16 protein-coding genes and 2 pseudogenes are annotated in these 21,213 nt (G+C 74.6%); 13 read left to right on the top strand and 5 right to left on the bottom strand.

Going from position 1 to position 21,213, the window contains the following annotated elements; translation table 11 throughout:
- Positions 1 to 68: 68 nt before the first annotated feature.
- Positions 69 to 1,436 (top strand): MFS transporter, encoded by a 1,368-nt coding sequence (locus ACIP8Z_RS32605; RefSeq protein ID WP_402089864.1) that lies wholly within the window; start codon positions 69 to 71, stop codon positions 1,434 to 1,436.
- Between the two features lie 6 nt (positions 1,437 to 1,442).
- Here the strand turns inward: ACIP8Z_RS32605 and ACIP8Z_RS32610 are convergent.
- A pseudogene (locus tag ACIP8Z_RS32610) lies at positions 1,443 to 1,737 on the bottom strand (helix-turn-helix transcriptional regulator); the annotation flags it as partial.
- 63 nt (positions 1,738 to 1,800) lie between these two features.
- On the opposite strand from ACIP8Z_RS32610, the gene ACIP8Z_RS32615 reads away from it, so the two are divergent.
- Positions 1,801 to 1,905 (top strand): hypothetical protein, encoded by a 105-nt coding sequence (locus ACIP8Z_RS32615; RefSeq protein ID WP_402089866.1) that lies wholly within the window; start codon positions 1,801 to 1,803, stop codon positions 1,903 to 1,905.
- Positions 1,906 to 1,921: 16 nt separating this feature from the next.
- Here the strand turns inward: ACIP8Z_RS32615 and ACIP8Z_RS32620 are convergent, their stop codons facing one another.
- A complete protein-coding gene (locus ACIP8Z_RS32620; RefSeq protein ID WP_402089868.1) occupies positions 1,922 to 3,421 on the bottom strand; it encodes an aldehyde dehydrogenase (NADP(+)) in 1,500 nt (499 codons plus the stop codon).
- Between the two features lie 150 nt (positions 3,422 to 3,571).
- On the opposite strand from ACIP8Z_RS32620, the gene ACIP8Z_RS32625 reads away from it, so the two are divergent.
- Entirely contained in the window at positions 3,572 to 4,342 is a 771-nt protein-coding gene (locus tag ACIP8Z_RS32625) for an IclR family transcriptional regulator (RefSeq protein WP_055602637.1), read from the top strand.
- 46 nt (positions 4,343 to 4,388) lie between these two features.
- Here the strand turns inward: ACIP8Z_RS32625 and ACIP8Z_RS32630 are convergent, their stop codons facing one another.
- Entirely contained in the window at positions 4,389 to 4,886 is a 498-nt protein-coding gene (locus tag ACIP8Z_RS32630; RefSeq protein ID WP_389027490.1) for a cupin domain-containing protein, read from the bottom strand.
- Between the two features lie 219 nt (positions 4,887 to 5,105).
- Between ACIP8Z_RS32630 and ACIP8Z_RS32635 the strand changes: the two genes are divergently transcribed.
- From ACIP8Z_RS32635 to ACIP8Z_RS32675, 9 genes and pseudogenes are all read left to right on the top strand, one after another.
- Positions 5,106 to 6,101: a hypothetical protein gene (locus tag ACIP8Z_RS32635; protein WP_402089871.1), complete on the top strand. Its 996-nt coding sequence runs from the start codon at positions 5,106 to 5,108 to the stop codon at positions 6,099 to 6,101.
- Positions 6,098 to 7,357, top strand: coding sequence for a sensor histidine kinase (locus ACIP8Z_RS32640; protein ID WP_402089873.1), 1,260 nt, complete (start codon positions 6,098 to 6,100; stop codon positions 7,355 to 7,357). The genes ACIP8Z_RS32635 and ACIP8Z_RS32640 overlap by 4 nt, the downstream gene beginning before the upstream one ends.
- Positions 7,354 to 8,013: a response regulator transcription factor gene (locus ACIP8Z_RS32645; protein ID WP_319308319.1), complete on the top strand. Its 660-nt coding sequence runs from the start codon at positions 7,354 to 7,356 to the stop codon at positions 8,011 to 8,013. Before ACIP8Z_RS32640 ends, ACIP8Z_RS32645 begins: the two co-directional genes overlap by 4 nt.
- 246 nt (positions 8,014 to 8,259) lie before the next feature.
- The gene (locus ACIP8Z_RS32650; protein ID WP_402089875.1) at positions 8,260 to 9,708 is read left to right on the top strand and encodes a peptidoglycan D,D-transpeptidase FtsI family protein; all 1,449 of its coding nucleotides are present in this window, start codon (positions 8,260 to 8,262) and stop codon (positions 9,706 to 9,708) included.
- A gap of 338 nt (positions 9,709 to 10,046) precedes the next feature.
- Positions 10,047 to 10,448, top strand: a pseudogene (locus tag ACIP8Z_RS32655) (hypothetical protein); the annotation flags it as partial.
- 165 nt (positions 10,449 to 10,613) lie between these two features.
- On the top strand, positions 10,614 to 11,804 hold the full coding sequence (locus ACIP8Z_RS32660) for an MFS transporter (RefSeq protein WP_402089877.1): 1,191 nt from the start codon (positions 10,614 to 10,616) through the stop codon (positions 11,802 to 11,804).
- 160 nt (positions 11,805 to 11,964) lie between these two features.
- A complete protein-coding gene (locus ACIP8Z_RS32665) occupies positions 11,965 to 14,031 on the top strand; it encodes a SpoIIE family protein phosphatase (RefSeq protein WP_402089879.1) in 2,067 nt (688 codons plus the stop codon).
- A complete protein-coding gene (locus tag ACIP8Z_RS32670) occupies positions 14,028 to 16,814 on the top strand; it encodes a SpoIIE family protein phosphatase (protein WP_402089881.1) in 2,787 nt (928 codons plus the stop codon). The genes ACIP8Z_RS32665 and ACIP8Z_RS32670 overlap by 4 nt, the downstream gene beginning before the upstream one ends.
- A gap of 99 nt (positions 16,815 to 16,913) precedes the next feature.
- Positions 16,914 to 18,023: a GntR family transcriptional regulator gene (locus ACIP8Z_RS32675; protein WP_402089883.1), complete on the top strand. Its 1,110-nt coding sequence runs from the start codon at positions 16,914 to 16,916 to the stop codon at positions 18,021 to 18,023.
- On the opposite strand, the gene ACIP8Z_RS32680 is transcribed toward ACIP8Z_RS32675, so the two are convergent.
- Both ACIP8Z_RS32680 and ACIP8Z_RS32685 read right to left on the bottom strand, forming a co-directional pair.
- Positions 18,020 to 19,153, bottom strand: a complete 1,134-nt coding sequence (locus tag ACIP8Z_RS32680; protein ID WP_402090054.1) for a hypothetical protein — start codon at positions 19,151 to 19,153, stop codon at positions 18,020 to 18,022. The two genes, ACIP8Z_RS32675 and ACIP8Z_RS32680, sit on opposite strands and share 4 nt — an antisense overlap.
- A 44-nt stretch (positions 19,154 to 19,197) precedes the next feature.
- Positions 19,198 to 20,130 carry a 5-dehydro-4-deoxyglucarate dehydratase gene (locus ACIP8Z_RS32685; protein WP_402089885.1) on the bottom strand — a complete coding sequence of 311 codons (933 nt, stop codon included), beginning with the start codon at positions 20,128 to 20,130 and terminating at the stop codon, positions 19,198 to 19,200.
- Between the two features lie 260 nt (positions 20,131 to 20,390).
- On the opposite strand from ACIP8Z_RS32685, the gene ACIP8Z_RS32690 reads away from it, so the two are divergent.
- Positions 20,391 to 21,200, top strand: a complete 810-nt coding sequence (locus ACIP8Z_RS32690; RefSeq protein ID WP_402089887.1) for an NAD-dependent epimerase/dehydratase family protein — start codon at positions 20,391 to 20,393, stop codon at positions 21,198 to 21,200.
- Positions 21,201 to 21,213: the final 13 nt, after the last annotated feature.

The raw sequence follows: 21,213 nt of genomic DNA on the forward strand, positions 1-21,213 counted from the left end.
CCAGAACCTCCGGGCATATGGCATTCGGGCCACTACTGTACGGCTCCGCCGATCATGAAGCTGGGTCCATGTCATCGACAGACCTCGCCGAAGCTCCCGTCGCCTCCCCCTCCCCCGCCCGGACGTCCCCCGGCCCGGCCCTGGCCGCCGCGATGCTCGGGTTCGCGCTGATCACCCTGGACACCTCCGTCGTGAACGTCGCCCTGCCCGCGATCGGCGCCGATCTGCGGGCCGGGATGACGGGGCTCCAGTGGGTGGTCGACGCGTACACCCTGGCCTTCGCGGCGCTGCTGCTCTCCAGCGGGGCGCTCGCCGACCGGGTCGGGGCGAGCCGGGCGTACGGGACCGGGGTCGTCGTCTTCGTCCTCGCCTCGGCGGCCTGCGGTCTGGCCCCGGGCCTTCCGGCGCTCCTGGCGGCGCGGGCGGTGCAGGGGGTGGCGGCGGCCGTGATGCTGCCGGCCTCGCTCGCGCTCGTACGGGAGGCGTACGGCGATCCGGGGCGGCGGGCGCGGGCGGTGTCGCTGTGGGCGGCGGGCGGCACGGTCGCGGTGGCGCTCGGCCCGGTCGCGGGCGGGGCGCTGACGACGGCGTGGAGCTGGCGGGGCATCTTCTTCGTGAACCTGCCGCTGGGGCTGCTCGCTCTGGTGCTGCTGAGCCGGGTGGCGCGTTCGGAGCGCAGGCCCGCCCCGCTGGACCTGCCGGGACAGCTGACGGCGATGGCGGCGCTCGGGGCGCTGACCTTCGCGGCCATCGAGGGCGGGACGGAGGCGTGGTGGGCGCTGGGGCTCGCGGGAATCTCGTTCGCCGCCTTCCTGCTGGTCGAGACGCGGCGGCGGCACCCGGTGGTGCCGCTGGGTCTGTTCCGGAACACGACGGTGGCGGTCGCGGTGGCGGCGGGCTCGGCGAACAGCGTGGCCTTCTACGGGATGCTCTTCGTCTTCAGCCTCTTCTTCCAGCAGGTGCTGGGCCTCTCGGCGCTGGCCGCCGGGCTGATGTTCCTGCCGATGACGGGGCTGCTCGCCGGGGTGAACATCCTGTCGGCGAGGGTGGCGGCGCGATACGGGGCCCGGCTGCCGATCGTCCTCGGCCAGGCGGTCGCGGTGGCGGGTCTGCTCGGCCTGCTCACGGTCGACGCGCACACCTCCCGGGTGGCCCAGGCGCTCCTCCTGGTCCCCCTCGCCCTGGGGGCGGGCTTCTCGCTGCCGCCGCTGATCGCCTCGATGATGGAGGCGGTCCCGGCGGACCGCGCGGGCACGGCGGCGGGCCTGCTGAACGCGGTCCGGCAGACGGCCGGCGCCCTCGCGATCGCGGTCTTCGGCTCCCTGGCGGCGTCGTCCATGGAGTCGGCCCTCCGCACGAGCCTTCTGATCAGCGCGTCCTTCCTCGCCCTGACGACGCTGCTCTCCCTCCGCATGCCGGGCCGCCGGGGCCGCTGAGCGGGCTCAGGCCCCCTTGCGGTACTGCCCCGGGGCCAGCCCGTACTCCCGCTTGAAGGCCTTGGCGAAGGCGAATTCCGAGGAGTAGCCGGAGCGTCGGGCGATCGAGCGGAGGGGGAGGTCGGCGGTGCGCAGGAGGCGGCCCGCCGTGGTCACGCGCCACCAGGTGAGGTACGCGAGGGGGGGCGCGGCCGACCAGGGTGGTGAAGCGGCGGGCGAAGGCGGCGCGGGAGAGGCCGGTCAGGGCACCGAGTTCCTCGACCGTCCACGCGCGCGCGGGGTCGTCGTGGAGGGCGCGGAGGAAGGGCGTCGGCGGGTGGCCGGGTTCATCGGCGCGGGGCTGCGCGACGGCTCCCTGGCGCCGGTGATCGCCGAGACCTTCGACGGTCTGGAGCGGATCACCGACGCCCATCGGCTGATGGAGTCCGACGCGCACCTCGGGAAGATCGTGGTGCGCGTCGGGGGGTGACGGCCGGTGGCCGGGCTCAGTGGCGGGGCAGGCCCAGCGGGTTGTCGTCGCGGAGCTCCGGCGGGAGCAGGTGCTCGGGGGTCGACTGGTAGGCGACCGGGCGCAGCCAGCGCTCGATCGCGGTCGCGCCGACCGAGGTGGCCGTGGAGGTGGTGGCCGGGTAGGGGCCGCCGTGGTGCTGGGCGGCGGCGACGGCGACGCCGGTGGGCCAGCCGTTGACGAGGACCCGGCCCGCGAGCGGGGTGAGTTCGGCGAGGAGCGGGGCCGCGTCCTCGTCCTGGCCCCGCTCGGCGATGTGCAGGGTGGCGGTGAGGTTGCCGGGCACCCGCGCGAGGGCCTCGGTGATCTCCGTACGGGAGTCGTAGCGGGCGACGACGGTGACCGGGCCGAAGACCTCCTCCGTGAGGTCCCGGTGGTCGCCGTCGACCAGGGTCCGGACCGTGACCGTGACGAAGCCGGCCCTGACCGAGTGCGGGCCGCCGGGCTCGGGGTGGACGGGTGCGGTGACGCCGTCGCTCATCGTCATCTCGTAGGTGCGGGTGAGGAAACTGCCCCGCATCCGGTGGTCGAGCATGACGGCCGGACCGGTGGCGCGCAGGGCCTCCGTCAGCGCCCCCACGAACCGGTCGCCCGCCTCGCCCGAGGGGGCCAGGACGAAGCCGGGCTTGGTGCAGAACTGGCCCGCGCCCAGGGTCATGGAGCCGGCGAGCCCGGCGCCGATCTCCTCGGCCCGTTCCTCGACGGCGGCGGGGGTGAGCACCACCGGGTTGAGGGAGCCGAGTTCGCCGTGGAAGGGGATGGGGACGGGCCGGGCGGCGGCGGCGTCGAAGAGGGCCCGTCCGCCGCGCACCGAGCCGGTGAAGCCGGCGGCGGCGACGAGCGGGTGGCGGACGAGGTCGACGCCCGCGTCGAAGCCGTGGACGAGGACGACGACGTCCTCGGGGAGGCCCGCCTTGGCGGCGGCTCTGCGCAGCAGCGAGGCGCAGAGTTCGGAGGTGGCCGGGTGGTCGGGGTGGGCCTTGATCACCACGGGGCAGCCGGCCGCGAGGGCGCTCGCGGTGTCGCCGCCGGGGACGGAGAAGGCGAGCGGGAAGTTGCTGGCGGCGTAGACGGCGACGACGCCGAGCGGGATCTTCCAGCGGCGCAGGTCTGGCCGGGGCGGGATGGCTCCGGGGTCGGGCAGGTCGATCCGGATGTCGAGGAAGGAGCCCTCGTCGACGACCTCGGCGAACGCCCTCAACTGGGCCGCCGTGCGGGCGAGTTCACCGTTGAGGCGGACGGGACCGAGGGCGGTCTCGGCGTCCGCGGTCTCGACGATCTGCTCGCCGGCCTCCTGGAGGAGGTCGGCGGCGGTCCGCAGGAAGGCGGCCCGTACGGTCCGGTCGGCGAGGGCCTCGCGGACCGCGTGCGCGGCCCGTACGGACCGGTCGACGTCCTCCGTCGTGGCCTCCACCGCGACCCGCTCGCGCGGCTTCCCCGTCCGGGGGTCCACACTCCACACTGGTTCTGCCGCCACTGCCACGCCCCTGTTCGCTATTCTGAACACAGTTCCCGTAGATGAACGCATCCGTACGGGACTCTAGGGACGGCCCGGCCGTCTTCACAAGGGGCCCTGGCCGGCCGGCCGGCCAGGGGACGACGGCACGACGGAAGAGGGGCGAGGGTCATGACGACTGCCGACGCGGGCGGAGCGCAGGTGAAGTCCGCGGTGCGGACCGTGGAGCTGCTCGAATACTTCGCCGGACGCCCGGGGATGCACTCACTCGCCGCCGTCCAGGAGGCCGTCGGCTACCCCAAGTCCAGCCTGTACATGCTGCTGCGCACCCTGGTCGAGTTGGGCTGGGTGGAGACGGACGCGACCGGCACGCGGTACGGCATCGGCGTACGGGCGCTGCTCGTCGGCACCTCGTACATCGACGGCGACGAGGTGGTGGCCGCCTCCCGGCCGACCCTGGACCGGCTCTCCGACGACACCACCGAGACGATCCACCTGGCACGGCTCGACGGCACCAACGTGGTGTATCTGGCGACCCGTCAGTCCCAGCACTACCTGCGGCCGTTCACCCGGGTCGGGCGCCGGCTGCCCGCCCACTCGACCTCGCTCGGCAAGGCGCTGCTCGCCACCCACACCGACGACCAGGTGCGCAAGCTGCTCCCGGAGACCCTCCCGGCGCTGACCGAGCACACCATCACCGACCGCGAGCAGCTCATCGAGGAGCTGCGCGTCATCCGCGAGCAGGGCATCTCGGTGGACCGCGAGGAGAACACGCTGGGGCTGCGCTGCTTCGGCGTCGCCATCCCGTACCGGACCCCGGCACGGGACGCGATCAGCTGCTCGGTGCCGGTGGCACGGCTCACCCCGGCACACGAGCAGATGATCAAGGACGCGCTCTTCGACGCGCGGGACCGGCTGACGCTGGCGACCCGCCGCCTCTGAGGCCTCCCGGAAGGGGCGGCCGTCCCGGACGCCCCTCGCCGGCGGGTCATCCGCGCTCGGCGAGCGCCTTCTGCCAGACCGGGCTGTCCACGTAGTGGTTGTCGTACTGCTCCGAGGACGCCTTGATCTCCTCGAAGCTCGCCTCGCCCCGCATGACGCGGCCGAGCAGGCGCAGGTAGTCGAAGCGGGCCATGCCGGGCGTGAAGACGAAGAGAACGTCGGCCTCGGCGCCGGGCGCGGCCGCGAAGGCGTGCGCGGTGTGCGGCGGGACGAGCAGGAAGTCGCCCTTCTCCAGGACGGACAGCTCCTCGCCGACGAGGACCTGGAGCGAGCCGTCGATGACGTAGAACATCTCCGACGCCTTGGTGTGGAAGTGCGCCGGGGCGCCGACCGCCCCCTTCGCGAAGGTGGAGCGGTAGCTGGTGAGCTGTCCGCCGGTGGTGTCGGAGTCGGCGAGCAGGGTCATGACACTGCTGGGGTCCGCGGTGGTCTCGGCGGTGGCGGCACGGGTCAGGAGCGGGGCGAAGGGCGCGTTCTCGTTCATGATCACTAATCTAGGGGGCCATTGACCCATGTGAAGGGTGCAATTGATCTATAAAACCATGGGTCAATTCCGGGTCTCGCGCCCCACGCCCAGCCCCCACGCACAGCCCGCACGCCCACGCCCGCGCCTCTCGGCCGACCTCCGCCTCCCCCGTGCGGCGGAGGCGGATCACCGTTCCGCAGGAGGTGCCGCCGGGGGCCGGCGCGCGAGCGTGGAGCCATGACACAGACCGCGCACCTCCTCGCCCCGGCGCCCGGCGCCGGCCCCCGCCCCAGCGGCGCCCGCCGGGCGCTGCGCGTGCTCGCGATCCTCGCCTGCGTCCCGTACGTCTCGCTCAAGATCGCCTGGGTGGCGGGCAGCGAGATCGGCATCCCGGCGGGGAGCGTGCTCCTGGAGAGACCCCGGACGATGGCGATCGCCAACTCGGTCACGGTGCTCGCCGACATCCTCGTCGTCGTCCTCGCCCTGCTCCTCACCCAGTCCTGGGGACGCCGGGTGCCCGCCTGGCTCCTCGCGCTCCCCATGTGGGCGGCGACCGGGCTGCTCACCCCGATCATGACCGGATACCCCACCCAGCTCGCGGTCGCGCTCCTCGGCGGCGACGAGCGGGCCGCCGCGCCCGCCGAACCCTTCCTGGACTCCTGGGTCTTCGCCGTCGTCTACGGAGGCTTCATCCTCCAGGGCCTCTCCCTGGGCACCCTCTTCGCGCTGTACGCGCGCGACCGCTGGGGCCACCTCTGGCGCGGCCGACTCGGCGGGCTGTCCGCCCGCGTCTCCGGGCCCGGGGTACGGGCCGCCGCCCTGGCCGCCGCCGCCCTCGCGCTCTTCCCCCTCACGCTCCACGCGAGGTGGCTGTTCGGCTCGACCGAGGGCCTGTCGCCCCGGCAGATCGCCGAGCGCGACGCCGACTTCACGGTCCTGGAGTTCCAGCAGATCGCCTTCCTCGTCGTCGCCGTGGCCTTCACCCTGTTCCTCGTCCTGCGCCGGCCCGCCCCGCTGAAGGCACGTACCGTCCTCGCGCTCGCGTGGACCGGCTCGGGCGCGGTGGGCTGCTGGGGCGCGTACATGTCGCTGGTCGCGCTGATGCCGGAGACGGATCCCGCCAAGCAGGTCACGGCCCTGACGCAGCTGTCCTACGCTGGCGAAATGATCACCGGACTCCTCCTCGCCGCCTGTCTCGCCGTGGTCCTGCGGCGGCGGAGCGCCGAGGCGTGAGACGGTGCGCGGTCGCCCTCCTCGGGCAGCGGGCCCGGCGGCGCTGGCTCCATCTGATCGTCGGCGGCGCGCTGTTCATGCCGTTCTGGATGGTCGGCTCCGTGGTCGTGGGGGCGTTGCTCGATGAGGGCGGCCTGTTCGGCGGAAGCCTCGCGGTGCAGTTCGGGGCGTACGGGGTGGGGCTGCCGCTGGTGGCGGTCGCCGCGCTGTTCCCGCTGGCCCGGCCGATGTCGGTGGCGGCCGCGCGGGCGCTGTGCGGAGTGCCGGCGGACCGGTTCGCGGACGGCCCGGCCCGGGGCCGGGAGGCGAAGGCCCGGACGGCCGGCTGGTGGACGCTGCACCTGGGCGCCGGGGCGCTGGTCAGCGGCGCGACGCTCGCGCTGCCGCCGTTCGCGGTGTCGGTGATGGCGCTGCCGTTCTCGCCGGCGCTGCGGGAGTCGGAGCTGGGCCGGCTCTGGGGTCTCGACCGGCCCTGGTGGAGCTGGGCGGCGCTCCCGGCGGGGTTCCTGATGCTGCTCGCGCTCGCCGCCGTGGCCGCCGCGACCGGGGCCCTGCTCGCCCGCCAGGCGCCCCGGCTGCTCGGGCCGAGCCCTGCGGACCGGCTCGCGGCGGCCGAGCGGCGCGCGGCGGAGGCGGAGTCCCGCAACCGGCTGGCCCGGGAGCTGCACGACTCGGTCGGTCACGCGCTGAGCGCGGTCACCCTCCAGGCGGGCGCCGCCCGGCGGGTCCTGGACGCCGGTGACGGGGCGGACCTGGCGTTCGTCCGGGAGGCGCTGACCGCGATCGAGGAGACCACCCGGCGCACGGTCGGCGAGCTGGACTGGGTCCTCGGGCTGCTGCGGCGCGACGAGGATGCCGGGGAGGGCGGGGAAGGCGGACCCGGGCCCGGTCCGGGGCTCGACGCCCTGGAGGACCTGGTGCGGGGCGCGGGGCCGAAGGTGGCCCTTGCCGTGTCCGGCGACCTCGCCCCCGTACCGGAGGCGCTGTCCCGGGAGGCGTACCGGATCGTTCAGGAAGGGCTGACGAACGCGGCCCGGCACGCGGGCGGGGAGCCCGTGACCGCACGGCTCGACGCCCGCACCGAGGAGTTGGAGATCACCATGGAGAACCCCCTGCCCGCACGGCCACCGGTCGTCCGCCCGAACGGCGGTCGCGGTCTGCGCGGCATCGGCGAACGGGCCCGGCTGCTCGGCGGCACCGCCGAGGCCGGTCCCGCGGACGGCGTCTGGCGCCTCGTGGTCAGGATCCCCCGATGAGCGCCCCCGTCAGGATCGTGCTCGCCGACGACGAGCGGATGGTGCGGACGGCGCTGCGGGTCATCCTGGACGCGGAGCCCGGCCTGGAGGTCGTGGGCGAGGCGGCCACCGGCGCCGAGGCGGTGTCGGTGGTGCGGGCCCAGCGGCCGGACGTCGTCCTCATGGACGTACGGATGCCGGAGATCGACGGGATCCGGGCCACCGAGCAGATCCTCGCGGGGATGGCGGAGCCGCCCCGGATCGTGGTGGTGACCACCTTCGAGAACGACGCGTACGTGTACGACGCGCTGCGCGTCGGCGCGGCCGGCTTCCTCCTCAAGCGGGCGGCGGCGGAGGAGCTGGTGAGTGCGGTCCGGCTGGTCGCCCGGAGCGACTCGCTGCTCTACCCGGCGGCGGTCCGCGGCCTGGCCGCCGAGCACGCCCGCAACCGCCCGCCGGTGGCACCGCCCTGGGTGGCGCGGCTCACCGAGCGGGAGGCGGAGGTGCTGCGCCTGGTGGCGACGGGCCTCACGAACGCGGAGATCGCGGGCCGGATGGGCGTCGGCGCGGCCACGGTCAAGACGCACGTGGCGTCGGTCCTGGCGAAGTCGGGCGCCCGCGACCGCACGCAGGCGGTGATCCTGGCGTACGAGTCGGGGTTCGTCCGGACGGGGTGAGGCGGGCGCCGGGGGCCCGGCTCGTACGGCGGGGGTGACGGCGGGCGCCGGGTGCCGGCTCGTACGGCGGGGTGACGGCGGGCGCCGGGTGCCGGCTCGTACGGCGGGGTGACGGCGGGCGCCGGGTGCCGGCTCGTACGGCGGGGTGACGGCGGCCACACGCGGGCCCGCCCCGTATGAAGGTTCGCTGAGAAACCGGCCACATCCGGAACGTCCCCCACCGAGCCGTTCGTCCCCACCAGTGCGATGAACAAGACGATCAGGCGCACCTCGGTCTTCGTGCTGCTCCTGGTGCTCGCCCTGCTGGGCCGGGCCACCTGGGTGCAGGCGTACGAGGGGAAGGCGCTCGCGGACGACAAGAAGAACCGGCGGAAGACGATCGCGCAGTACGCGCAGCCGCTCGGGAACATCGTCGTGGCCGGTTCACCGGTCACCGGCTCGAAGAAGACGGAGGGAACGGACCTCGAGTACCGCCGTACCTACACGAACGGCGAGCTGTACGCGGCGGTGACCGGTTACAGCTCGCAGGCGTACGGTGCCACCCAGCTGGAGGGCATCTACTCCGACGTCCTCGACGGCACCGACGACCGGCTGAAGAACCCGCTCGACGCCGTCACCCGCAAGCAGCAGCAGCCGGGCACGGTCGTCACCACGATCGACCCGGACGTGCAGAAGGCCGCCTACCGGGCGCTCGGGGACACGAAGGGCGCGGCCGTCGCCGTCGACCCGGCCACCGGCCGCATCCTCGCGATGGTCTCGACCCCGTCCTACGACCCGTCGAAGATCTCCGGGACCTCGGACGGCGACGTCTGGAAGGCGCTCACCACCGACGAGGACAAGCCGCTGGTCAACCGGGCCCTGCGCCAGCCGCTGCCGCCGGGGTCCACCTTCAAGCTGGTCGTCGCCGCGGCGGCCCTGGAGGACGGTCTGTACGGCTCGGTGGACACGGCGACGAAGAGCCCCGACCCGTACACCCTGCCGAACACGCGGACCGTGCTGAAGAACGAGAACGCGTCCGCACCCTGCGAGAACGCCACGATCCGCACCGCGCTCCGCTACTCCTGCAACAACGTCTTCGCCAAGATGGCGGCCGACCTGGGGCAGGACAAGGTGAAGGCGATGGCGGAGAAGTTCGGCTTCAACGACGCCGAGCTCGACGTCCCGGTCCGCGCCTACGCGAGCGTCTACCCGTCCGGCATGGACCAGGCGCAGACGGCGCTGACCGGCATCGGCCAGTTCGACGTGACCGCCACCCCGCTGCAGATGGCGATGGTGTCGGCGGCGATCGCCAACGACGGTCTGCTGGCCGCGCCGCACATGGTGTCGGAGGTCGTCGACTCCGACGGCGACCCGCTGACGACCTTCAAGGACGGCGACAGCGAGCGGATCGTCTCCTCGTCGACGGCCGAGCAGCTGCGCAGCGCGATGCGGACCGTGGTCGAGGAGGGCACCGGCACCAACGCGGCCGTCAGCGGGGCCGAGGTCGGCGGCAAGACGGGTACCGCGCAGCACGGTGAGAACAACAGCAAGACGCCGTACGCCTGGTTCACCTCGTACGCGAAGGATCCCTCGACCGGGAAGCAGGTCGCCGTCGCGGTGCTGATCGAGGACTCGGGCGCGGCTCGCTCCGAGGTCAGCGGCAACGGTCTGGCGGCGCCGGTGGCGCAGAAGATGATGGCGGCGGCGCTGAAGTGAGGCGGCCGGGAGCCGCGAGACAAGTCGGCCGGGAGCCGCGAGACAAGTCGGCCGGGAGCCGCGAGACAAGTCGGCCGGGAGCCGCGAGACGAGCCGGCCCGGGAGCCGCTGAGCGAACCGGCCGGAAGCCGCGCGACGAACCGGCCGGGGAGCCGCGAGACCAGCCGCCCGGGAGCCGTGAAGCGGCATCGGCAGGAGCCGTGAAGTGACGTGAGCCGGGCCCCGATTGGCCGTCGGGGCCCGTCACGCGATATGCAGGGTCACGCTCGCGACCGAGCACGCATTCGAAGCTCGTTCACCGACCCGCTGATCCTGCACCCACCTCGCGGAGGACCGCCGTGCGCCTGCCCCGTTCCCTGTCCGGCTGGACGATCGCGGTCTTCGGCGTGCTCGCCGCCGCCCTGGGCGTGGTGGGCCTGGTCGTGCCGGACGCACTGCTCACGGTGATGGGCTTCGAGCCGGTGCCCGACGGCGGGCGCGCGGACGGTGACCACACGCTCGTATTCCTCACCGCCTCCTCGATGGCCGCGCTCAACATGGGCGTCTACTACGTGCTGGCCGCACTCGCCGACTGGAAGCCGTTCTTCCGCTGGACGGTCCCGTTCCGGCTGCTCACCTGCGCGGTCTTCACCCTCGCGGTCGTCGGCGGCCGCGCCCCGGCCGGATTCCTGGGCGTGGGCCTGTGGGAGGGCCTGGGCGCGGTGGTCACGGGGCTCGCGCTGCGGCGCGAGAAGGCGCGGTGCGAGAAGGCGCGGTGCGAGAAGGCGCGGTGCGAGAAGCCGCGGTGCGAGAAGCCGCGGTACGAGAGGGCGCCCACGGAGCAGGACGCGGCCTCCCCGGCCTCCCAGGTCTCTTAGGGAAGATGCCCGATCCCCCGGGGCCACCTCAGAGACCAGCCTGTGGCCATGCGCTGGTATCTGACAGGTGTCGTCGTGTCCGGATTCGGTACGACGGCGATGTGGCTGGTCTCCGGGATCTGGGTCAAATCGCTGACGGGCTCCGACAGTCTCGCGGCCCTGGCCGCCTTCGCCCTCTGGGCGCCCGTTCTCCTCGGGCCGCTGCTCGGCACGCTCGCGGACCGGGTGCGGCGGCGCCCGCTCCTGGTCGTCCTCGACCTGGCGATGGCCGCGCTCCTCCCGGTCCTCCTGTGGGTGGACTCGGCGGACCGGGTGTGGCTGCTCTTCGCCGTCCTCGTGGTGTACGGGGCGCAGGGCGCCGTCCACGAGGCGGCGGAGCAGGCCCTGGTCGCGACCGTCATGGACGAGAAGCGGCTCGGCACCTTCAACGGGCTGCGAATGACCGCGAACGAGTCGACGAAGCTGATCGCCCCGCTCGCGGCGGCCGGCCTCTTCGCCGCGTACGGCGGCGGGACCGTCGCGCTGCTCGACGCGGCGAGCTTCGCGCTCGCGGCGGGCCTCTTCGCGCTGATGCCCGTACGGGAGGAGCGCCCGGCGCGGCCGGAGTCCCGGCACTGGTGGCGGGAGACCACCGAGGGCGCCCGGCTGCTCCGCGCCTCGCCGGTCCTGCGGCCGCTGGTCGCGACGGGCGCGTTCACGATGCTGCTCGCCGGGGTGAACGGGGCCGCGGTCTACGCGGTCGTCGACCGGGGGCTCGGGCACGCCCCCGCGTACGCCGGTGTGCTCTACGCGGTGCAGGGCGTGGGATCGGTCCTCGCGGGCCTGGTCACCGGCCCGCTGCTGCGCCGGATCCCCGAGCGGACGCTCGCCGCCGCCGGTCTCGCCCTGTTCGCGGTGGCGGTGGGCGTACGGGCGCTGCCGTACGAGGCGACGGCCCTGGCGGCGAGCGCGGCGATCGGCCTGGGGATGCCGTGGGTCCTCGTGGCGGTGGTGACGGCCGTGCAGCGGGAGGCGCCCGCGGAGGCGGTGGGCCGGGTGGCGGCGACCGCGCACACGCTGGTCATGGCGCCCAACGCGCTGGCCCTCGCCCTCGGCGCGGGCCTGGTCGCCCTGGTCGACGTCCGCGTCCTGCTGCCGCTGCTCGCGCTCGCGGGGACGGGATGGGCGGCGGTGGTCGCGGTACGGGGGCGGCGCGGCGGGGAGACGCCTGCCCGGGACGCGTCCGTCCCGGTCGGCTGACGGACCCCGCCCCTCCTCCTTCTCCTCCCGCTCCTTCCTCCCCCCCGTCCCCGGGGGTGCCCTGCCGGTCGGGCCGGGCACCCCCGGGGCGCTCGCGGTGCGGGCCGACCGGTGGGCGGCGAGCATGGAAGAAAGCGCGGCGCGGCGGGAGGAGGGCAGTGTGACGGCCGGTTCCTTCCCGGGAACGACGGGGCGGGTCGGTGTGCCCCTGGACGGCAAGGGCCTCCTCGACGTGCTGGGGGTCGCCGCCGTCGTCATCGACGCCCACGGCCGGATCGTCCTCTGGAGCCCACAGGCCGAGGACCTCTTCGGCTTCCGCGCCGACGAGGCCCTGGGCCAGTACATGGCCCGGCTGGTCGTCGGCACGGACCACCGCGACGAGGCGATGCGCCTCTTCGGCGAGGTGCTGCGCGAGGGCGCGACCTGGGCGGGCGTCTTCCCCGTGCGGCACAAGGACGGCAGCGTACGGAACGTGGAGTTCCGCAACATGCGGCTCACCGACGACCTGGGGGGTCTGTACGCGCTCGGGATCGCCGCCGACCGCTCCGCCGTCGAACGGGTCGAGGCCGAGCTCGCGCTCTCCGACCGGCTCGTCTCCCAGTCCCCGATCGGCCTCGCCGTCCTGGACACCGACCTGCGCTACGTCCTGGTCAACCCGGCTCTGGAACGCATCAACGGGATCCCGGCCGCGATGCACATCGGACGGCGGATCGGGGAGATGGTGCCCGAGATCGACGCCCCGGCACTGGAGGCCGCGCTGCGCGCCGTCCTGACGACCGGCACCCCGCTGCTCGACCATCCCACCGTCGGACGGACCGCGGCCGACCCGGACCACGACCACGCCTGGTCGCTGTCCTTCTACCGCCTGGAGGGGCCGGAGGACCGGATCCTGGGGGTCGCCGCCTCCGTGATCGACGTGACCGAGCGGATGCGGGCGGACGCGGACGCCGACCGCTCCCGGCGGCGGCTCGCCCTCATCGCGGACGCCTCGGCCCGGGTCGGCACCACCCTGGAGGTGGAGAAGACGGCCGACGAGCTGGCCTCGGTCGTGGTGCCGGAACTCGCCGACATCGCCGCCGTCGACGTCCTCGACTCCGTCCTCGCCCTGCGCAGACCCGGCGCGCCGGAGGAGGGCCCCGAACTGTTCCGGGCCCTCGCGGTGAAGGCCGCGGGCCGGACGGAGGCACTGCCCGCCGCGGACCCGCCCGGGGCGATCACCATGTACGGGGCGGACCGGCTCGTCACTCGGTGTGTGCACACCGGGCTGCCCGTCCTGGTGGAACGCGTCGGCCCGGGTGACCTGTCCCGGATCGCGCGGAGTCCCGAGGCGGCGGAGCTGCTCGCCCGGGCGGGGGTCCACTCGTATCTGGCGGTGCCGCTGATCGCGCGCGGCGAGGTGCTCGGCGCGCTCGACCTCAAGCGGGACCGCAACCGGCTGCCCTTCGACGGGGACGACGTGCTGCTCGCGACGGAGCTCGCGGCCCGCGCGGCGGTGAGCATCGACAACGCGCGCTGGTACCAGAGCGTGCGGAACTCGGCGGTGACGCTCCAGCGCAGTCTGCTGCCCGGCGTGCCGCCGGAGCGGGCCGGTCTGGAGGTCGCCGCCCGCTACCAGCCCGCGCAGGCGTCGAGCGAGGTCGGGGGCGACTGGTACGACGTGATCCCGCTGCCCGACGACAAGACGGCGCTGGTGGTCGGGGACGTGATGGGCAGCGGGATCGACGCGGCGGCGACGATGGGCCGGCTGCGGACCGCCACCTGCGCGTTCGCCGACCTCGATCTCCCGCCCGCCCAGGTCCTGCGGCATCTGGACCGGATCACCGCGGGCCTGGAGCACTACATCGCGACCTGCCTCTTCGCCGTGTACGACCCGGCCCTCGGCCGGTGCCGGATCTCGAACGCCGGGCATCTGCCACCGGTACGGGTCCCGGCGGACGGCCCGGCCGAGCTGGTCACCGTACCGCCGGGGGTGCCGCTCGGGGTGGGCGGCGGCACGTTCCGTACGACCCGGGTGGCCTTCCGCCCGGGGGACCGGCTCGTGCTCTACACGGACGGTCTGATCGAGACCCGCCACGAGGCGATCGACGAACGGCTCGCCCTGCTCGTGGGCCTGCTCGACGACATGCGCGGCCCCCTGGAGGAGACCTGTGACGAACTCCTCCGGGCTCTGCGCCGGCCCGGCGCACCGGACGACGTGGCGCTGCTCATCGCCCGGAGCACGGGATGACGGCCCGGGGCGGGGCACGCGGGGAGGGCGACGGGGCACGGGGGAAGCGCCCCGGTGACCGCGGGACGGGGCTGCGGAGCGTGGCCGGGCAGGTGTTCGCCCTGGAGGCGCTGATCGCGCTCCTGGTGATCGCGGCGGCCGTGTTCGTGACGTTCTACCAGGCGCGCAGCGACACCCAGCGGGACGCCGAGGTCCGCTCCCTCGCGGTCGCGGAGGCCTTCGCGAAGGCGCCCGGCATCGACGCGGCGCTCGCCTCGCCCGACCCGACGGCCGAGCTCCAGCAACGGGCGGAACAGACGCGGCTGGCGACGGGGGTGGACTTCATCGCCGTCCTGAGCCCGGCCGGCGTGCGCTACACCGACTCGGACCCGGGGCTGATCGGCCGCAGGGCGACCGGCGACCTCAGCCGGGCGGTGGTGGACGGGGAGTCCTACACGGAGCTGTTCCGGGGCGCGCCCAACGACGCCGTGCGGGCCGTGGTCCCCGTCGTGAACGACCAGGGCCGGATCGTCGGCATGGTCACCAGCGGCGTCGAGGTGGAGAGCATCACGGACGCGGTGCAGGACCGACTGCCGCTGCTCATCGGCGCCGCGGCCGGCGCGCTCGTGCTCGCCGTGGGCGGGGCCGCCCTGGTGAGCCGGCGGCTGCGGAGGCAGACGCACGGTCTCGGCCCGGCCGAGATGACCCGGATGAAGGAGCACCACGAGGCGGTCCTGCACGCGGTGCGCGAGGGCGTCCTGATCGTGGGCCCGGACCGCCGGCTGCTGCTCGCCAACGACGAGGCGCGCCGGCTGCTCGGCCTCACGCCGGACATGGAGCGGCGGCACGTCTCGGAGCTCGGGCTCGACGCGCGTACGGTCGAACTCCTGGAGTCGGGCCGGTCGGCGACGGACGAGGTGCACCGGGCGGGTGACCGGCTGCTCGCGGTGAGCGTACGGCCCACGCTCCCGGCCGGGCGGGAGTCCGGCTGCGTGATGACGATGCGGGACACCACCGAGCTGGCCGCGCTGACCGGCCGTGCGGCGGTGGCCCGCGGCCGGCTCCAGCTGCTCTACGAGGCGGGGGTGCGGATCGGGACGACCCTGGAGGTCGTCCGGACGGCGGAGGAGCTGGCGGAGGTCGCGGTGCCGCGGTTCGCGGACTTCGCGACGGTGGAGCTGCTCGAACCGGTGCTGCGCGGCGAGGAGCCGCCGTCGTCCGCGCCGGCGACCACGGAGATGCGGCGGACGGCGCTGAGCGGGCTGCGGCCCGACCAGCCGCTCCAGCCGGTCGGGGACACCATTCGGTTCGACGTCCCCAGCACCCCGATGGCCACGGCGCTGAGCGCGGGGCACGCGATGGCACAGGCGGAGCTGGCCTCGGCGGAGGGCTGGCGGGAGCAGGACCCGGAAGGGGCGGCGCAGGCCCTCGCCTACGGCATGCACTCGCTGCTCACGGTGCCGCTGCTGGCCCGTGGGGTGGTCCTGGGGATGGCGAACTTCTGGCGCGCGGACACGCCCGAGCCGTTCGGCGAGGAGGACCTGTCGTTCGCGGAGGAGCTGGCGGCGCGGGCCGCGGTCGCCATCGACAACGCCCGCCGGTTCACCCGGGAGCACGCGATGGCGGTGACCCTCCAGCGGAGCCTGCTGCCCCGGGTGCTGCCGGACCAGAGCGCGGTGGACGTGGCGTACCGCTATCTCCCGGCGAAGGCGGGGGTGGGCGGCGACTGGTTCGACGTGATCCCGCTGCCGGGCGCGCGGGTGGCGCTCGTCGTCGGGGACGTCGTCGGGCACGGGCTGCACGCGGCGGCCACCATGGGGCGGCTGCGGACGGCGGTGCACAACTTCTCGACCCTCGACGTGCCGCCGGACGAGCTGCTCGGGCACCTCGACGAGCTGACGGCCCGGATCGACGACCGGGAGTCGGAGGAGCCGGACGGCGAGGCGCGGCGGCGGGAGGAGGGCATCACGGGCGCGACCTGCCTGTACGCGATCTACGACCCGGCGTCGGGGGCGTGCACGGTGGCGAGCGCGGGTCATCCCGGTCCGGCCCTGGTGGGTCCGGACGGGCGGGTGGAGTTCCCCGAGCTGTCGCCGGGGCTGCCGCTGGGTCTCGGTCTGGGGGATGTGCCGTTCGAGGCGACGGAGCTGCTGCTCCCGGAGGGCACCAAGCTGGTGCTCTTCACCGACGGGCTCCTGGAGGACCGGGGCCGGGACCTCGACACGGGTCTGGGGCTGCTGCGGTCCACGCTCGCCCGCCCGGACCGCACCCCGGAACAGACCTGCGCGGACGTCCTCGCGACCCTGCTCTCGCCGACGCCCCGCGACGACATCGCGCTCCTGGTGGCCCGCACCCGGCTGCTCGACCGCGAGCGGATCGCCGAGTGGGAGGTGGCGCGCGACCCGTCGGCCGTCTCGCCGGTGCGGAACGCGGCCGCGGCGAAGCTGTCGGAGTGGGGGCTCGACGGGCTCGCGTTCACGGCGGAACTCGTCCTCAGCGAGCTGATCACGAACGCGGTGCGGTACGGGGCGGACCCGGTCCGGGTACGGCTGCTCCACGACCGGACGCTGATCTGCGAGGTGTCGGACGGCAGCAGCACGTCGCCCCATCTGCGGCACGCGGCGGCGACGGACGAGGGCGGGCGCGGGCTGTATCTGGTGGCGCAGTACGCGGAGCGCTGGGGCACCCGCTACGGCCGGCGCGGCAAGACGATCTGGGCGGAGCTGCGGGTGGGCTCGGACGCCGCGGAACCGGTCGTGACGGCGGTGCCGGATCTGGACGCGCTGGAGGATCTGGCCTGGTGAGGGGCGGAGCCGGGGACGGGACCCGGGGCCGGAGGGAGCCCGTGGCATACCAGATCGCGGCATGCTTTCCGTACCGCCGACCGCTCCGAGGAGACTCCCGTGAACCCGCCGCCGGCCCGCACCGCGACCCTGTTCCACGACGTGCGGCCCTTCGGCGGGCCGGCCGGCGACCTGATCTCCGTGGCCGGCGTACTCGTGCCGGAGGTCACGGAGGGCGCCGTCGTCGAGCGGGTCGACGGCGGCGGGCGGCTCGCGCTGCGGCTGATGGCGCGCGCGGCGGCCCAGGGCACGCGCGCGATGCGCGCCCACGCGGACGTGGCCCCGGCCTACGGCCTCTCCCGCGCCGCGACGTGGTGGTCCGGGCGGGCCGGGTCGTGGCGAGGGACGGCCGCCTGGTCCGACGACCACGTGCGGGGCCACGGCCGAATTCCCCCGCGGACGGGTCTGCGAAGATCGAAGGAGCACGTCCACCCCACGGGAGCCGCCCCCATGACCGTCCACCGCCCCGCCGCCCGCGGCACCGCCGTCGGGGACACCCACCAGTCCCTGCGCGAGCGGGTCTATGTGGAGCTGCGCGAGCGGATCATCGAGGCGGAGTACCCGGCGGGCACGCGGCTCGTGGAGCGGGAGGTCGCCGACGGGCTGCGGGTCTCCCGGGTGCCGGTGCGCGAGGCGATGCAGCGCCTGGAGTCGGAGGGCTTCCTCTCGGTGCAGCCGCGCCGGGGTTCGGTGGTCGCGGACTTCGGCCCGGAGGACGCCGAGCACCTCTTCGACGTGCGGGAGAACCTGGAGGGCCTCGCCGCGCGGCTCGCCGCCCGGCATGCGAGCGCCACCCAACTGCGCGACCTGGAGCGGCTGTTGTCGCGAGCCAGGAAGGCGGCGGAGTCCGGACGGCTCAGCGAGGCCGTCTCCCTCAACGCCGACTTCCACCGGCAGATCGTCGAACTCTCCGGCAACCCGCTCCTGGTGGACCTGATGGCTCCGCTCGACTCCCGGCTGCGCCGGCTCTTCCGGCTCACCTCGGCGCAGTCGGACGGCGAGCCGATGTGCGGGGCCCACGAGCGGCTCTACGAGGCCGTCCGCGACCGCGACGAGGACGGCGCGGAGGCGCTGGCCCGCGCCCATGTCGCGGACACCCGCGCCTCCGCCGCCCGTCTGCTGGCGGCATCTCCGGGGGAGCCGGAGAGGCGTCCTGGCGAGGCCCTCTAGACCAGCTTCCGCAGCGCCGTCCGGACGGCGGCCAGGTCCTCGTCCGAGGCCAGCCCGGCGTGGTAGAGCCGCAGTTCGGTGGCGCCCGCCTCGCGGGCCCGCTCAGCCTCGTCGGCCAGCAGGTCGGGCGCGCCGCCCATGCCGGTGACGACGGACAGGTTCGCCGCGAGGACGGTGTCCACGCGCGCGTGGGCCGCGAATTCCGCGACCCGGTGCGGCCGGGCGACCACCCCGTCCGCGAGGCCCAGGACGTGCGCCGGGTCGGTGCCGGCGTCGGCGCCGCAGCGGTACGGGTCGGGATCGGCGTGCAGCAGGATCCGGAAGCCGGGCGGGGCCGCGGCCCGTACGGCGGCCACGGCGGCCTCCTGGAAGCCGCGGGCGGCCCCGGCGCGCCAGGCCCCGGCCGGGGCCTCCAGGGCGCCGAGCCCGCCCGCCGGACCCGATCCGGTCCATACCGGCTCCAGCGCGCCCCGCACGGCGGCGGCCAGTTCGTCGGGATCGGCGCCCTCGCCCCCGTACCCCTCCCGGCAGGAGGGGCAGAAGCAGAGCGACATCAGGTACTGCTCGCGCTCGCCGAGGGCGACGCCGCCGGTCTTGTCGTGGGCGTGGAGGTGGGCGAGGCCGTACCAGCCGCAGGACTCCAGCTCGGTGCCGGCGGCGCCCGGCCGTACGGCGGCCTCGGCGGCCAGGTCCACCAGCAGGGCGCGGACCTCGGGGCGGGCGACGCAGGGCGCCCAGGGGTAGCGGTCGCCGTAGGCGTTGACGACGGAGGTCTCCGGATGTTCGGCGCCGAGCCGCGAGTTGTGCGCCAGCACGACCCAGCTGTGCACCTCGATGCCGGTGGGCGCGAGGGCCTCGGCGGCCCGCCCGAAGGCGTCGCCGGGGGCCCACTCCCCCGCCGGGTACGGGCGGAGCGGGCGGCCGGCCCAGCGGTCCGGGTCCGGCGGGTAGAGCACGGCGGCGTGCTCGGCGGTGACGATCCGGTGGGCGGGGTGACGGGGGGTCAGGGCCCGGGTGGAGTGGTAGGCGGCGGCGAGGGTGACCTGTGCGAGGCCGAGCCCGGCGAGCAGTCCGGGTGCGGCGGGATCGCCGTCGACGTCCCAGGGGTAGACGAAGGCGCCGGCGCGCATGCCACCGCTCCCGCGACCAGCCCCGGCGACCGCGGCGTCCCCGCTCACGCGCCGAGCTCCTTCAGGGCGGCCCGGCCCTGCTCGACGAGCAGCATGAGGGCGTCGACGTGCTCGGGCGCGGGCTCGCTCAGCGGCGGTCGTACGTGTCCCACGTCCAGGCCTTCCCGCCGTACCGCGGCCTTGACGAGCGAGACGGCGTATCCCCGGCCCTGGGCGCGGAGTTCGACGAGCGGCCGGTAGAAGTCGTCGACGAGCCGGTTCACGGTGGTGTCGTCGCCGGTGGTGAGCGCGCGGTGGAAGGCGAGGGCGATGTCGGGGGCGAAGCAGAAGACGGCGGAGGAGTAGAGGGTGACGCCGATGCCCCGGTAGGCGGGGCCGGTGAGCTCGGCGGTCGGCAGGCCGTTGAAGTAGAGCAGGTCGAGGCCCTCGGCGCGGACGGCGCTGACGATCCGCTGCATCAGGTCGAGGTCGCCGAGGCCGTCCTTGAGGCCGATGATCCCGTCCGTGCGGGCGAGGGCGACGGCGGTGGCCGGGGTGAGGATCGCGTTGTCGCGCTGGTAGACGATGACGTCGAGCGAGGTCGCGGCGGCGAGTTCGGTGTAGTGGCGGAGCAGTCCGGCCTGGTCGGCGACGACGAGGTACGGCGGCATGGCGAGGAGTCCGTCGGCGCCGGCCTCCTCGGCGAGCCGGGCGTACCGGACGGCGAGGGCGGTGCCGTAGCCGGCGCCCGCGACGACGGGGACGCGGCCGGCGGTCTCCTCGACGGCGGCGGCGACGCAGTCCCGGAACTCCTCGGGGGTGAGAGCGTGGAACTCGCCGGTGCCGCAGCAGGCGAACACGGCGGCGGCGCCCGCGTCGAGGCCCGCGCGCACATGGGCGCGGAAGGTGTCGAGGTCGACGGAGCCGTCCGGCGCGAAGGCGGTGACGGGAAAGAACAGCAGGCCGTCGAGCCGGCCGGCGAGCGGGGCAGTGGTCACGGTCGCTCCCAGGGAAGTCCGTCGTGCAGGGCCATCTCGTGCACAGTTATGACTGTCATCCATATTCTTGAACGCTGACGCCTCGCACGCTAGAACAGCGCGGAAGGGCCGGTCAAGGAGAGAACGCGCCCTGTCGCACACTCTTGACGCTCCGTCGGGCCGCTCCCTAGCGTGTCCACGGTTGTGAATGCCACTCAGATGAATGCCACAGCACGCGGAGAGACACCACCGTGTGCCGCCCGACGGAGGAGATCCGCTCCATGGCCGTACCCCGCACCGTCCTGCTCACCGGCGCCGCCGGAGGCGTCGGCACGCTGATGCGGGAGCTGCTGCCCCCGTACGGCTACGAGCTCCGCCTCCTGGACGTCGCCCCCGTGCCGGGGGCGACGGACGCGATCGTCGCCGACCTCGCGGACCGCGCGGCGCTGCGCGAGGCGGTCCGGGGCGTCGACGCGATCGTGCACCTGGCGGGCATCTCCCTGGAGTCGACCTTCGACAAGATCATGGCCGCCAACATCGCCGGGACGTACAACCTCTACGAGGCCGCCCGCGAGGAGGGCGTCCCGCGCGTGGTGTTCGCCTCCAGCAACCACGCCGTCGGCTTCACCCGGCAGCCGCGCGAGGGCGACCCGCTGGTGCCGGTCGACACCCCGCACCGCCCCGACACCTTCTACGGCCTGTCCAAGTGCTTCGGCGAGGACCTGGCGCAGCTCTACTGGGACCTGCACGGCGTCGAGACCGTCTCGGTCCGCATCGGCTCCTGCTTCCCCGAGCCCACCTCCGTCCGGATGCTGTCGATGTGGCTCAGCCCGGCCGACGGCGCGCGCCTCCTGCACGCCGCGCTCACCGCCGAGGACGTGGCCCACACGGTCGTCTACGGCTCGTCCGCCAACACGCGCGCGTGGTGGGACCTCTCCTCCGCCCGGGCACTCGGCTTCGTCCCGCGGGACGATTCGGAGGTCTACGCGGAGAAGCTCATCGCCGACAAGGGCTTCCCGCCGGAGGACAGCGCCGACGCCCTCTACCTCGGCGGCCACTTCTGCGTGACCCCGCCCCAGTGGCCGCACTGAACGACGACAGGAG

The organism is Streptomyces sp. NPDC088553 (assembly GCF_044752965.1).
Lineage (GTDB): Bacteria > Actinomycetota > Actinomycetes > Streptomycetales > Streptomycetaceae > Streptomyces.

Coding starts and splice junctions, on each gene's coding strand:
- ACIP8Z_RS32605 (WP_402089864.1), top strand. CDS start 69: ATGTCATCGACAGACCTCGCCGAAGCTCCCGTCGCCTCCCCCTCCCCC.
- ACIP8Z_RS32625 (WP_055602637.1), top strand. CDS start 3,572: ATGACGACTGCCGACGCGGGCGGAGCGCAGGTGAAGTCCGCGGTGCGG.
- ACIP8Z_RS32630 (WP_389027490.1), bottom strand. CDS start 4,886: ATGAACGAGAACGCGCCCTTCGCCCCGCTCCTGACCCGTGCCGCCACC.
- ACIP8Z_RS32635 (WP_402089871.1), top strand. CDS start 5,106: ATGACACAGACCGCGCACCTCCTCGCCCCGGCGCCCGGCGCCGGCCCC.
- ACIP8Z_RS32645 (WP_319308319.1), top strand. CDS start 7,354: ATGAGCGCCCCCGTCAGGATCGTGCTCGCCGACGACGAGCGGATGGTG.
- ACIP8Z_RS32650 (WP_402089875.1), top strand. CDS start 8,260: ATGAACAAGACGATCAGGCGCACCTCGGTCTTCGTGCTGCTCCTGGTG.
- ACIP8Z_RS32660 (WP_402089877.1), top strand. CDS start 10,614: ATGCGCTGGTATCTGACAGGTGTCGTCGTGTCCGGATTCGGTACGACG.
- ACIP8Z_RS32670 (WP_402089881.1), top strand. CDS start 14,028: ATGACGGCCCGGGGCGGGGCACGCGGGGAGGGCGACGGGGCACGGGGG.
- ACIP8Z_RS32680 (WP_402090054.1), bottom strand. CDS start 19,153: ATGCGCGCCGGCGCCTTCGTCTACCCCTGGGACGTCGACGGCGATCCC.
- ACIP8Z_RS32690 (WP_402089887.1), top strand. CDS start 20,391: ATGGCCGTACCCCGCACCGTCCTGCTCACCGGCGCCGCCGGAGGCGTC.